At 67.8% G+C, this 12,669-nt stretch carries 11 protein-coding genes; 2 read left to right on the top strand and 9 right to left on the bottom strand.

The genetic code is table 11. The annotated features are described in order from the left end of the window. Nucleotides 1–648: 648 nt before the first annotated feature. The 7 genes from NFL01S_RS10510 to tkt all read right to left on the bottom strand — a co-directional run bounded on the left by NFL01S_RS10510 (nucleotide 649) and on the right by tkt (nucleotide 9,449). Complete coding sequence (locus NFL01S_RS10510; protein ID WP_210745048.1) at nucleotides 649–1,014, bottom strand: GNAT family N-acetyltransferase; 366 nt, start codon at nucleotides 1,012–1,014, stop codon at nucleotides 649–651. A 642-nt stretch (nucleotides 1,015–1,656) separates the two neighbouring features. Beyond that, nucleotides 1,657–2,352 (bottom strand): hypothetical protein, encoded by a 696-nt coding sequence (locus tag NFL01S_RS10505; protein WP_062973944.1) that lies wholly within the window; start codon nucleotides 2,350–2,352, stop codon nucleotides 1,657–1,659. Between the two features lie 583 nt (nucleotides 2,353–2,935). Beyond that, on the bottom strand, nucleotides 2,936–3,691 hold the full coding sequence (gene pgl, locus NFL01S_RS10500) for a 6-phosphogluconolactonase (protein WP_062973942.1): 756 nt from the start codon (nucleotides 3,689–3,691) through the stop codon (nucleotides 2,936–2,938). Further along, nucleotides 3,675–4,592, bottom strand: coding sequence for a glucose-6-phosphate dehydrogenase assembly protein OpcA (gene opcA / locus NFL01S_RS10495; RefSeq protein WP_174555669.1), 918 nt, complete (start codon nucleotides 4,590–4,592; stop codon nucleotides 3,675–3,677). The genes pgl and opcA overlap by 17 nt, the downstream gene beginning before the upstream one ends. Next, the gene (gene zwf, locus NFL01S_RS10490) at nucleotides 4,589–6,139 is read right to left on the bottom strand and encodes a glucose-6-phosphate dehydrogenase (RefSeq protein ID WP_245670603.1); all 1,551 of its coding nucleotides are present in this window, start codon (nucleotides 6,137–6,139) and stop codon (nucleotides 4,589–4,591) included. Before zwf ends, opcA begins: the two co-directional genes overlap by 4 nt. Before the next feature lie 29 nt (nucleotides 6,140–6,168). After that, a complete protein-coding gene (gene tal / locus NFL01S_RS10485; RefSeq protein ID WP_062973936.1) occupies nucleotides 6,169–7,302 on the bottom strand; it encodes a transaldolase in 1,134 nt (377 codons plus the stop codon). Between the two features lie 5 nt (nucleotides 7,303–7,307). Further along, complete coding sequence (gene tkt / locus NFL01S_RS10480) at nucleotides 7,308–9,449, bottom strand: transketolase (RefSeq protein WP_062973934.1); 2,142 nt, start codon at nucleotides 9,447–9,449, stop codon at nucleotides 7,308–7,310. A gap of 482 nt (nucleotides 9,450–9,931) precedes the next feature. Between tkt and NFL01S_RS10475 the strand changes: the two genes are divergently transcribed. Continuing rightward, complete coding sequence (locus NFL01S_RS10475) at nucleotides 9,932–10,828, top strand: heme o synthase (protein ID WP_245670622.1); 897 nt, start codon at nucleotides 9,932–9,934, stop codon at nucleotides 10,826–10,828. A 3-nt stretch (nucleotides 10,829–10,831) separates the two neighbouring features. On the opposite strand, the gene NFL01S_RS10470 is transcribed toward NFL01S_RS10475, so the two are convergent. Beyond that, nucleotides 10,832–11,026: a hypothetical protein gene (locus NFL01S_RS10470; protein ID WP_062973930.1), complete on the bottom strand. Its 195-nt coding sequence runs from the start codon at nucleotides 11,024–11,026 to the stop codon at nucleotides 10,832–10,834. A gap of 374 nt (nucleotides 11,027–11,400) precedes the next feature. Between NFL01S_RS10470 and NFL01S_RS35330 the strand changes: the two genes are divergently transcribed. After that, nucleotides 11,401–11,559, top strand: coding sequence for a hypothetical protein (locus NFL01S_RS35330; RefSeq protein WP_157116442.1), 159 nt, complete (start codon nucleotides 11,401–11,403; stop codon nucleotides 11,557–11,559). Between the two features lie 43 nt (nucleotides 11,560–11,602). Here NFL01S_RS35330 and NFL01S_RS10465 read toward each other — a convergent pair whose 3' ends face one another. Beyond that, nucleotides 11,603–12,568 carry a quinone oxidoreductase family protein gene (locus tag NFL01S_RS10465; protein WP_062973928.1) on the bottom strand — a complete coding sequence of 322 codons (966 nt, stop codon included), beginning with the start codon at nucleotides 12,566–12,568 and terminating at the stop codon, nucleotides 11,603–11,605. Nucleotides 12,569–12,669: the final 101 nt, after the last annotated feature.

Genomic DNA, 12,669 nt, shown 5'->3' with positions numbered 1-12,669 from the left:
CCACAGTCGCCACGGCCACCTTCACAGCCGGGCCATCCTCACCCGCGGCAGCACCGGCACCACCCGCGTCATCGACGCGTGCCGCCACCCGGCTCGCGTCGTAGGCGGCCACCACAGCGACAGCCGGCCGGAGGTGCCGGTCGGGTGGCATGACCGTGCGGGGAGAAGACCTACGTTCGCGGCGGACTGTGAGATTCCGGCCGCTCTCCCGCTTCCGCGGCTCGGTGACCGGCACCAGGTGGTGATCGATTCCTCCGACTACACCTTCGCAATCGGCTACGACCACTTGTTCGAGTGATCAACACGTCTTCGGGTCGTCCGTCGAACGCGAGCCCCCGCTGGACCGTCGTTGTCATCGGCGGCTCGTCGCATCCGGTGTCGCCGTGACGAGCGAGCAGTGAGGTGAGAGTATCCGGATCCGATTCACGGCCCCGAAGGTTTGTTCGCGGGCGACGCTGTCTGTCGAGTGCTGGGCGACAGGCCGTCGAGGCTATCGATCGATGGGGGAGTGGTCACTGACCGACCGGGTCAACAGCAGGGTGGTACTGCCATCGGTTTCTGGGATGTCGCGGACATGTATGAAACCGGCTTTGCCCAGAACACGCAGCGAAGCCTTGTTCGGCGCGGCCACGGTGGCGTGCACCTCCGTCAGCCCAGGGAGTGGAAGCCGTAAGCGACGAGCGCTTCGGCCAACTCGACACCCAAACCGCATCCCCACACCTGCGGGGTCAAAGCGTAAATGATCTCGTAGCCCTCGACCACGTCGGTCGGCTTGATCTCCGCATGCCCTACCAGGCGTCCGTCCCGGCGAACGGCCCAGACGTCGAACAGATTGTCCGCATAGACCTTGGTGAAAACCCGCCCGAACAAGGCGCGGTCGGCCGCTTCGGAAGATGGGCCGTCGCCCATCCACCGAGACACCCTCGTGTCCTGGAACAAAGCGACGAAGGCTTCCTCGTCCTCTGGGACGTACCGCTCCAGGACGAGACGCTGAGTAGACAGAGTCGAAGGCACGCGCGCGACGCTACCCGCGAACCGGCCCGCAGCCGAGGCGTCGCGATCAGGGAAGTGGTGTAGGACTCGCTGGTAATCGCGGCCCGTGAACCGGAACGAGGGGGCACGACATGTGCCGTGCCCGCCCAACCTCCCGCATCCCGAAACGGCGGTCGTATATTCAAGCTTTGACATATCCCGCCGCGGCGAGCCTGGTATACGGTCTGAACGCGATCGGGAATATGATCGGCAGCCTCTCCTACAGACGGCTGGCGCGGCACCGGCCGCCGGAAATCCTGCTGTGCGCAAGTGCCGCAGTCGCGTTGACCGGACCGGTACTGCTGGACGGTAGCGTTCACCGTCGGCGCTTCGATGAGCGTGACCTGGCTTTGTCTTCTGATGTCGCTGACCGCATTCGGTGTTTTCTTTCCCGCCGTGGTCACCATCGCCCAGGCACGCGACGCTCCTGGGGCGACATCGGCGCTCCTGGGAGGCGGGCAGTTTCTGCTCGGCGCCGCAGCCTCGCCGGTCGTCGGGTCTTCGGCGATACCGGCCCCGCTCCCACCGCGGCGGTGATGGCCGGTGTACTCTGTCCGGCGCTGCTCGCAGCGGTGGCCACTTCACGCCTGCGGCCGCAGCCGTAACCGGACCACAGTGTCTGCGTCAGGAAGATCGAGTCTGTGGTGCGGGACGTATCAGCATTCTGATGCCGATCCCGGCCACCGCCAGCGCCAGGCTCGCCAACAACCACGGCCACGATGGGGCGCCGATATTCTGTTCCCGGACACCGAGCAGTCCCCGCGGGTCATACTCGATTCGAATGCTGCCCCGGTCGGTGCTGAGAAGGCCGGGGCCTGAATCGGCCTCTCGTTGTACCGATACCCTGCGCTCGCCACAGTCCAGGGAGTAGGTCGTCGTTTCCCGGCTGCCGGCCCGGGAGGTCTCGGCGACTCTTACCTCGCAGACGAGGACCACGCCGCGATGCTCCATGGCGAGGTTGTAGACGCCGAACCCGAGGCAGGCCCCAGAGAGGAGGAGCGGCACGATCAGTAGTGCCGCCGCGCGCTTCCCGAACCGTGCCCAGTCGGTGAACCCGAAGAATATGTACCAGAGTATCCCGATGACGCCGGCGGTACCGAAGGCGTCGTAGTCGGCGCCAGGAGGAGCCAGAAAGGCGGAGTACCACAGTGCACCGGACACGGTCGCCAGCGCGACCAGCGGCAGGAAGAGTCCCAGAATCCAATCTCCAGCAGTGAAACCCGAATCGGCGAGCGGCCGCGATGTGGTGAACGCCGGCTCCGCTGCCTCGGATTCGGCGAATTCACCCTCGCCAGGCGCCGATTCGTTCGGTGGTGTCATCACGTGTCCTCCCCGGAGGCGAGGCTATCGCACCAGGACGCGCGAGATATCCGATCCCCCGTTTCACGGCGGCGATCATGTGTGATGCCACCGGCCATGTGTGTCACCGAGGACCCGGCGAATCGGTGACATCGCTCACCGAGCACCACGCCGTTCTGTCACGGCACGTTCATCGCGCGAGCGCTGATCGGGCTCGGATGTTCCGGCGTCGGCTGGGCTTTCCAGCAGGCGATGCCGATGCCTGCGGTCTACCGGCTCGAGTTCGGCGACCCAACCGCTTACGCGACCGGGCCAGGCCTTTGACCCACAGCAACTAATCCGGAGGGGGCTGCAACGCGCGTTTCGGCTCGGTGGGCCGGGCTCCTTCGGCTCTACTCGGTGTTGGCGGCCACGCAGCGATAAGGCAATCCGGTCGGGGCCGAAACGCTTCGGTCCCGTAGTCGTCGAGTATGCCTCCGAGCGGTGACTTTGCGAATCGCCGCGTCGGTTACGTCGGCGCCGCTGGGCAATCGATCCGCGGGGTTCCTCGGCGGATTGCGCAAGGTCCGTGCAGAGGGCAACACCGCCGCACCTGACGGCCGGTTCAGCGAATCGCGGCGGCTGCGGCCTCGTCGAGGATCCAGGTGGTGGATTCGGTGCCGTGGGCGCCCGCGGCGGGGATCTCGAGCGGGTCGGCGCCGTTCAGTGCGGCCGCCACGGGGTCGGCCTTGTTCGCACCCGACACCACCAGGACGACGTGCCGTGACCGCCGGATCGCCGGATAGGTCAGGGTGACCCGGACCGGAGGTGGTTTGGGGGAGTCGGTGACCGCCACGGCCGGTTCACGCTCTTCGCCGATCGTATCGGCGTGCCCGGGGAACAGCGAATTGATATGCCCGTCCGGGCCCATGCCGAGCAGATGCAGGTCGAAACCGCCGGATGCGGCGAGGTGGGCGCGGACCGCGGTGGCGTACTCGGCGGCCGCTTCGACCGGGTCCGGGTATTCACCGTCGGAGGTGGCCACGGTGTGGATCCGGGCGGGGTCCACACCGACGTGGTCGAGCAGTGCCCGGTGAGCCTGTAGTTCGTTACGTTCGGGATCGCCCGCGGGAACGAAACGTTCGTCACCCCAGAAGATATCGAGTTTCGACCAGTCCAGCTCGCCCGGTTCGGCGCGCACCTTCTCCAGCAGGGTGATACCGGTGCCGCCGCCGGTCAGCACCACCGATGCCGTGCCGCGTTCGGCTTGCGCCGCCACCAGGACTTCGACGAATCGGCGGGCGGCGGCGGTGGTCAGGGCGTCGCTGTCGGGATGTACATCCACGGTGGCGGCGGGGGCCGCGTCACGGCTGGTGGTCATAGGTCACCCTTTCGATTCCGGCGAGGGCTTCGGCGTAGATTTCGTCGGCGTCCAGACGGCGTAGTTCCTCGGCCAGGCAGTCACGGGTCTCGCGCCGCGCCAGCGCGATCCGCTGTTCGGGTTCACCGGTGCGGGTCAGTGTCGCGGTGACCCCGGTCTGCGGTCGGGCGATGGCGATCGACACGGTCGGGCGATGGAGTTCGACCACCAGCTCGCCGGTTTTCCGATACACCGGGCAGTCGAGTCGCCGGGCGAGCCAGCCGGCGAGCATATCCAGTGCGGGTTCTTCACGCAGCCCGGAAACCGTCACCGATTGCACCGGTTCGTGCGGGGCCTCGTCCATCGCGGCGGCCAGCAGGGCCCGCCAATAGGTGATCCGGCTCCACGCGAGATCGGAATCGCCGGGGGCGTAGGAGCTGTGGCGTTTTTTGATGGTGGCCTGCGGGTCGCGCGCGAAGGTGGCATCGGTGATCCGGCGCGCCGCCAGCCGGCCCACCGAATCCTTCGACGGGAATTCCGGGGCGCCCCGCGGCCACCAGGCCACCACGGGGGTATCGGGCAGCAGGAACGGGATCACCACGCTGCTTTCGTGGTTCACCAGCTGCCCTTGTAAGCGCAGCACGATCACCTCCGCGGCGCCGGCGTCGCCCCCGACCCGGATCTGCGCGTCCAGGCGGGTATCGGCCGAGCGGTCCCCGCGGGCGAGTACGACCACCCGGCAGGGGTGTTCGCGGCTGGCGTCGTTGGCGGCGTCGATGGCGCCCTCGGCCTCGGAACTGTCCAGCGTGCACACGACCAGGGTCAGCACCCGGCCCATGGTGATCACGCCATTGCTCTCGCGCAGCTGAACCAGGCGTTTGGTGACCGCGCCGGTGGTGGTGTCGGGGATATCGATGATCACGGCCGCCGCCATTCGCGGCCGGTGCGGGCCAGCATCTCGGCGGCGGAATCCGGGCCCCAGGTCCCGGCCTCGTACTGTTCGGGTTTACCGTCGGACGCCCAGTGGGCGAGTACGGGATCGAGGATGCGCCAGGACAATTCGACCTCCGCATTGACCGGGAAAAGGGAGGGTTCGCCGAGCAGGACGTCGAGGATGAGACGTTCGTAGGCTTCCGGGGAGGATTCGGTGAACGCTTCGCCGTAACTGAAATCCATGTTCACATCGCGTACTTCCATGGACGATCCGGGCACTTTCGAACCGAAGCGCATGGTGATGCCCTCGTCCGGCTGCACGCGGATGACCAGTGCGTTCTCGCCGAGTTCCTCGGTCATGGTCTGGTCGAACGGCAGATGCGGCGCGCGTTTGAACACCACCGCGATCTCGGTGACCCGTCGGCCCAGGCGTTTACCGGTCCGCAGATAGAACGGGACTCCGGCCCAGCGCCGGGTATCGACCTCGAGGGTCAGCGCGGCATAGGTTTCGGTGCGGGACTGCGGATCGAAACCTTCCTCGTCCAGCAGCCCCACCACTTCCTGCCCGCCCTGCCAACCGGCCGCGTACTGGCCGCGGGCGGTCGTTTCGTCGAGCGGTTCCACGAGTTTCGTGGCGGAGAGGACCTTGATCTTCTCCATCTGCAGCTGCCGGGGTTCGAAGCTGATCGGCTCCTCCATGGCGGTGAGCGCGAGCAGTTGCAGGAGATGGTTCTGGATCACATCGCGGGCGGCGCCGATCCCGTCGTAGTAGCCGGCCCGGCCGCCGAGGCCGATATCCTCGGCCATGGTGATCTGCACGTGGTCGACATAGTTGGCGTTCCAGATCGGATCGAACAGCTGGTTCGCGAAACGCAACGCCAGGATGTTCTGCACCGTCTCCTTGCCGAGGTAGTGGTCGATCCGGAAGACGGTTTCCTCGGGGAACACCCGGTTCACCAATGCATTGAGTTCGCGGGCGCTGTCGAGATCGTGCCCGAACGGTTTCTCGATCACCACCCGCCGCCACGGTGCCGGCCCCTGCTCGGCGTGCCGGCCGGTGAGCCGATGCCGATGCAGCTGGTCGAGTACGACCGGGAACGAATCGGGCGGGATCGAGAGGTAGAAGGCGTGATTGCCGCCGGTACCGCGTTCGGTATCGAGCCCGGCCAGGGTATCGGCGAGCGTCGCGAAGGCGTCGTCGTCTTCGAAGGTGCCCTGCACGAAGCGGAACCCTTCCGCCAGATGATCCCAGACCTCCTGGCGGAACGGCGTCCGCGAATGCGCGCGCACCGCGTCGTGGACGATATCGCCGAAATCCCGGTCCGACATCTCGCGGCGGGCGAAACCGACCAGCGCGAAACCCGGGGGCAGCAACCCCCGGTTCGCGAGATCGTAGATGGCCGGCATGAGCTTGCGCCGGGAGAGATCTCCGGTGACTCCGAAGATCACCATGCTGCACGGGCCCGCGATCCGCGGAATCCGTTTGTCGCGGCTGTCCCGCAGCGGATTACGCCACGGGCTGCCGGATGCCGTCACTGTGCTCTCCGGAGCGCCGGCCATCGGGGTCAGTTACCTCCTGCGGCAGCCAGCTCGGCTGTGGTGGCGTCCAGCAGTTCCTGCCAGGATTTCTCGAATTTGTCCACGCCCTCGCGTTCGAGTACCGCGAACACATCGTCGAGGTCGATACCCACCTCGCGGAGCTGTTCGAAGACCCCGGCCGCCTCCTCGGCGGTCCCGGAGACGGTGTCCCCGCGGACCTGACCGTGATCGGCGACGGCCTCGAGCGTCTTCTCCGGCAGCGTGTTCACCGTGTTCGTGGCGACCAATTCGGTGACGTACATGGTGTCGGGGTATTCGGGGTTCTTCACCCCGGTCGAGGCCCACAGCGGCCGCTGCCGGTTCGCGCCGGCGGAGGCCAGAGGGTTGTAGGTCGACGCGTGGTCGCCACCGGAACCGAAGACGTCCAGGTATTCGGCGTAGGCGAGCCGGGCATTGGCCACGCCCGCTTTACCGCGCAGCGCCAGGGCCTCGGGGGTACCGATCGCCTCCAGCCGCTTGTCGATCTCGGTATCCACCCGGGAGACGAAGAACGAAGCCACCGAATGGATCTTGGCCAGATCGTGCCCGGCGACCCGGGCCTTACGCAGCCCGTCCAGATAGGCGCCCATGACCGCGCGGTACCGCTGGACCGAGAAGATCAGGGTCACGTTGACGCTGATGCCCTCCTCGATGACCGCGGTGATGGCGGGCAGGCCGGCCTCGGTGGCCGGGATCTTGATGAACAGGTTCGGCCGGTCGACGATCTTCCACAGTTCGACGGCCTGGGCCACCGTTTTGTCGGCGTCGAAGGCCAGCCGCGGATCGACCTCGATGGAGACCCGCCCGTCCACGCCACCGGTCTGTTCGAAGACCGGGGCCAGCACATCGCAGGCCGCGCGGACATCGTCGGTGGTGATGGTGCGGACGGCGGCGTCGGTATCGGCGCCGCGGGCCGCCAGCGCCCGGACCTGCTCGTCGTAGGCGTGCCCCTTGCTGAGGGCACCCTGGAAGATGGTCGGGTTGGTGGTGACCCCGACGACCCCGCGGGTGGCGATCAGTTCGGCGAGGTTGCCGGAGTTGATCCGATCGCGTGACAGATCGTCCAGCCACACCGATACCCCGGCCGCGGCCAGGGCGGCGACGTTCTCGTTCTGTGCCATAACCCTTATCCCTTCACATTGTCGAGCGTGCGCTGCGCAGCGGCCACGACAGCCTCCGGCGTGAAGCCGAACTCGCGGAACAAGGTCTTGTAATCGGCCGAGGCGCCGAAATGCTCGATCGATACGATCTCGCCCGCATCGCCGGTGAACCGGTGCCACGGCATCGCGATACCGGCTTCGACCGCGACCCGGGCGGCCACTGCCGGGGGCAGCACCTCGTCGCGATAGGCCTTGTCCTGTGCGTCGAACCATTCCACGCACGGCATCGAGACCACCCGGGTGCCGATGCCCTGCTCCTCCAGGGTAGTGCGCGCGGCCACGGCGAGCTGGAGCTCGGAGCCCGTGCCGATCAGAATCACCTGCGGAACGCCGGTGGAGGCCTCCGCGAGGATGTAACCGCCCTTCGATACGCCGGCGAGGCTGGTGCCTTCCAGGACCGGCAGGTCCTGGCGGGTCAGTGCCAGCGCGGCCGGGCCACCGGTGCCCACGGCGTCGCTGGAGACGAACGGCGAATTGTGCTTACCGCTGTGCTTCTCGATCACCGCGCGCCAGGCGTAGGAGGTTTCGTTGGCGTCACCGGGGCGCACCACCGACAGGCCGGGGATGGCGCGCAGTGCGGCGAGATGCTCGATCGGCTGGTGGGTGGGACCGTCCTCGCCGAGACCGATGGAATCGTGGGTCCAGACGTAGGTCACCGGCACCCGCATAAGAGCGGCCAGCCGCACCGCCGGGCGCATGTAGTCGCTGAACACCAGGAAGGTGCCGCCGTAGGGGCGGGTGGGTCCGTGCAGGGCGATGCCGTTGAGGATCGACCCCATCGCATGCTCGCGGACACCGAAGTGCAGAGTGCGGCCGTACGGGTTGGCCTTCCACATTCCGGTGGAGATGGATTCGGGACCGAAACTCATCGATTCCGGAATGGTGGTGTTGTTGGATTCGGCGAGGTCGGCCGAACCGCCCCACAGCTCCGGCAGTACCGGACCGACGGCGGCGAGGACCTTGGCGGAGGCCTTCCGGGTGGCCAGGCCCTTGGCGTCCGGCTCCCAGGTGGGCAGGCCGTCGGTCCAGCCGTCCGGCAGTTGACCGTTGAACAGCCGGTCGAACAGCGCCTTGCCCTGCGGCACCCGCTGGGCCCAGGCATCGAATTCGACGGTCCAGTCGGCATGCGCCTTCGCGCCCCGTTCGGCGGCCTTGCGGGTATGCGCGATGACCTCGTCGTCGACCTGGAAGGTCTGCTCGGGATCGAAGCCCAGGGCGCGTTTGGCCGCGGCCACCTCGTCCGCGCCCAGCGCCGCACCGTGCGCCGCGCCGGTGTTCATCTTGTTCGGCGCGGGATAACCGATGATGGTGCGCAGCAGGATCAGCGTCGGCTTGGCGGTCTCGGCCTTCGCCGCGGCCAGCGCCGTCTCGATCGCGACGACATCCTCGCCGCCCTCGACCACCTCGACATGCCAGCCGTACGCCGCATAGCGGGCCGCGACATCCTCGGTGAAAGCGATCGTGGTGTCGTCCTCGATCGAGATCTTGTTGTCGTCGTAGATCACCACCAGGTTGCCGAGCTGCTGGGTGCCGGCGATGGAGGAGGCCTCGGACGTGACGCCCTCCTCCATATCGCCGTCGGAGGCGATCACATAGATGTGATGGTCGAACGGGCTCGCGCCGGTCGGGGCCTCCGGATCGAACAGGCCGCGCTCACGGCGTGCCGCCATCGCCATACCCACTGCCGACGCCAGTCCCTGGCCCAGCGGGCCGGTGGTGATCTCGACACCCTTGGTGTGCCGGTACTCCGGATGTCCCGGCGTCAGCGAACCCCACTTGCGCAGATTCTTCAGATCGTCGAGTTCCAGACCGAAACCCGCCAGGTACAACTGGATGTAGAGGGTGAGGCTGGAATGGCCACAGGACAGCACGAAACGGTCGCGCCCGGCCCATTCCGGGTCGGCAGGGTCGTGCCGCATGGTGCGCTGGAACAGCGTGTACGCCAGCGGGGCCAGGCTCATCGCGGTGCCCGGATGGCCGTTGCCCGCGGTCTGCACGGCGTCGGCGGCCAGGACGCGGACCGTATCGACGGCCTTGGTGTCCAGATCGGTCCAGTCGTCCGGCAGGTTCGGCTGGGTGAGGGCGCGGATGTCGTCTGTCACTGACACGACCGTGTTTCTCCTGACATTTCGAGGCGTCGAAAAGGGGCGGGCAGGGCGGCGAACCGGTACGGCGCGGTGACGGCGCCGCATACACCTCATACCCTAGATGCGTCCGGCCACCCCTGCGCACGGCCCCCGGCCAAGACGGACTCGCCGGTCCCGCGGGGTGCCCGCTGGGCGTAGCCGGGGAATGTGGCCGGGGTCGCAGGGGCGCGCGGCAGGGTGTCGCGGTCTTGGGTCTACCATCGTGTGTAGTAGTAGCCGCGTCGCAGCCGCGCGCTGCTCGCCCGCGAACCGGATGCGATGCGCAGCGGCCTCCGGCTCTGCTCCGGCCGGTGCGGCTGCGAGCGAGGTGGATCCGGCTGCGCCCGTTCGACAGTGTGCGAGGAGAGACAGTGCGGATCGGTCATGACCCGGGGGTCGGCGGCGCCCACGATTCCGCCCCGGCACCTGCGGACCGCGTCCTCGGCAGTGCGAAACTAGCCCGGATCGCCCGTCGCCCGCTGGCGTATCTCGCCCTCACCAAACCGCGTGTGATCGAGCTCCTGCTGGTTGCGACCATTCCCACCATGCTGCTGGCCGACCGCGGCCAGGTCGATATCCGCCTCATTCTGGCGACCTTGTTCGGCGGCTGGATGGGCGCGGCGAGCGCGAACACGCTGAACTGTGTGGCCGACGCCGATATCGACAAAGTGATGAAGCGGACCGCCAAACGGCCGCTGGCCCGCGCTGCCGTTCCCACCTCGCACGCCTTCGTCTTCGGCGTCGCCCTGGGAATCGGCTCCTTCGCGTGGTTGTGGTGGCAGGCGAATCTGCTCAGCGGTCTGCTGGTGGTCGCCACCATCCTTTTCTACGTTTTCGTCTATACCCTGGGCCTGAAACGGCGCACCGCGCAGAACGTCGTCTGGGGTGGTGCCGCCGGCTGTATGCCCGCGCTCGTCGGCTGGTCCGCGGTGACCGGGGATATCGGCTGGCCCGCGCTGGCCCTGTTCGGTGTGATCTTCTTCTGGACACCGCCGCATACCTGGGCGCTGGCCATGCGCTACAAGGAGGACTACCGGGCCGCCGGCGTGCCGATGCTGCCCGTGGTGGCCACCGAGCAGGCCGTGACCAAGCAGATCGTCATCTACACCTGGCTCACAGTCCTCACCACCCTGGCACTGGTCCCGGCGACCGGGGTGATCTACACGGCGGTCGCGTTGGTCGCCGGGGCCTGGTTCCTGCTCATGGCGCACCAGCTCTACTCGGGTGTCCGCCGTGGCGAATCCGTGAAACCGCTGCGCCTGTTCCTGCAGTCCAACAACTACCTCGCTGTGGTGTTCTGCGGTCTGGCCGTCGATTCGGTCCTCGGCTGGACCACCCTCGGCGAGGTCTTCTTCGGCTGATGTCTACGCGGCGGGTGTAGCACCGAGATACCCGTCCGGCCGCACCAGGATCCGCGTTCCGTCGACGGCGTCGTGGGCGGCGTACGCGTGGCCGTCCACATCGATCAGCCCGCCGGCACCGGCCGGTGCGCCGGGACGGACCACCGTGTACCGGCGGGTTCCCGGTCCCGCGGGCGGATGCCCCGTAGATCCGAACACAGCAATGTCGGATGCGGGCCGCAGAGCAGGTCGAACGGGGGCACCGGCTCTCCGGCGGCGTTCTTCAGCGGGGCGTCGGGCGCACGGTCACCCGGCGGGTGTCGGCGGGGTCGCGATAGGTGATGCCGAGCTGATCGGTTTCCGGCCCGCGTTTCATCGCGTCCTCGGCGCCGTCGATGGATTTGCCCGGGGCTGTGCGCTACCACCTCGCCGGGTACCGGCGCTTGGCCCGGGAGCATGCGTGGTGGTATGCGGTCGGTGAACCAAGCGGCCCCGGTAAACGAGCAATCCGGTCGCGAGATGGCGCAATTCGGTGCCGAGCAGCGGCTCGATATCGCCGACCACCTCGACGGTTCGGCGGCACAGGGGATGCGGTGCCCAGCATCCCCGATGCCGGCTTGGCGATGTTCTTCCTGCTCGCCCAGGCGCTGTTCGCTGCGGTCGAGGACGGCTCGGTGGAACTGTCCGATGCCGAAGCCGTCGAGGGGCTGACTCGGTTCGTGTACCGAGGGCTGACCGGGCGCGACTACTGACCGGGCCGGGTGTGGTTGTCGGCGCCCGGCCCGGCCGTCCGCGTCAGGGGATCAGGACGATCGAACCCGTAGTCTTGCGGCTTTCCAGATCGCGGTGGGCCTGTGCGGCCTCGGCGAGTGGATAAGTGGCGCCGATACGGACGGTGAGCGAACCGTCGGCGACTGCTTCGAAGATATCGCCCGCGCGCCAATCCAGTTCGGCGCGATCGCGGGTGTAGTGGGCGATGTTGGGCCGGGTCACGAAGACCGAGCCGGCCGCGTTCAACCGCTGCAGGTCGACCGGCGGTACCGGGCCGCTGGCCGCGCCGAACAGGGCGAGCATGCCGCGGACCCGCAACGAGGCGAGGCCGGCGTCGAATGTTGCCGCGCCCACCCCGTCGTAGACCGCCGCCACGCCGGTGCCGCCGGTCAGTTCGCGGACCCGGTCGGCGAGATCGTCGCCATAACGCAGGACCTCCCAGGCCCCGGCGCCACGGGACAGGGCCTCCTTCTCATCCGAGGACACCGTGGTGATCACCCGGATATCGCGGGCTGCCGCCAGCTGGGTGAGCAGCAGTCCGACCCCGCCCGCGCCCGCATGAACCAGTACGGTCTCGCCCGGTTCCGGCCGGTAGACGGATTCGATCAGATAGTGCGCGGTCATCCCCTGCAGCAGTGCCGAGGCGGCTACCGGTGCGTCCACTCCTTCGGGGACCCGCACGGCCACAGCCTCGTCCACGACGGCGCGCGGTGCGTAACTGTTGGGCCCCGCGGCCCACGCCACCCGGTCGCCGATGGCGAACCCGCTGACTTGTGAACCGATTTCGGTGACAACTCCGGTGCCCTCGGAACCCGGGATGTAGGGCACCGGTCTCGGATAGGTGCCGGTCCGGAAATAGGTGTCGATGTAGTTCACACCGACGGCGTCGACCTCGACCAGTAGCTGATTCGGCCGGGGCGACGGGTCGGCAACATCGGTGAGATTCAGTACCTCCGGACCGCCGTGCCGGTCCACCTGGATGGCGCGCATGGTCCAGTTCTACACGTGCCTCCGGGCCCGCGATACGCGGGTCCGGTGGGTGCGGCGGCCACGGCCCCGGAGGAGCGGTACTACCCGCCGGTAAACTCCGG

This window comes from Nocardia flavorosea NBRC 108225, from assembly GCF_001613385.1.
Taxonomy (GTDB): Bacteria; Actinomycetota; Actinomycetes; order Mycobacteriales; family Mycobacteriaceae; genus Nocardia; species Nocardia flavorosea.
The sequence above is the reverse complement of the archived record's forward strand: the minus strand, read 5'-3'. Positions and strand labels throughout refer to the sequence as shown.

Bases quoted from the DNA above. Each gene is read 5' to 3' on its own strand.
- NFL01S_RS10505 (WP_062973944.1), bottom strand. From the start codon at position 2,352: ATGACACCACCGAACGAATCGGCGCCTGGCGAGGGTGAATTCGCCGAA.
- pgl (WP_062973942.1), bottom strand. From the start codon at position 3,691: ATGACCACCAGCCGTGACGCGGCCCCCGCCGCCACCGTGGATGTACAT.
- tal (WP_062973936.1), bottom strand. From the start codon at position 7,302: ATGGCACAGAACGAGAACGTCGCCGCCCTGGCCGCGGCCGGGGTATCG.
- NFL01S_RS10465 (WP_062973928.1), bottom strand. From the start codon at position 12,568: ATGCGCGCCATCCAGGTGGACCGGCACGGCGGTCCGGAGGTACTGAAT.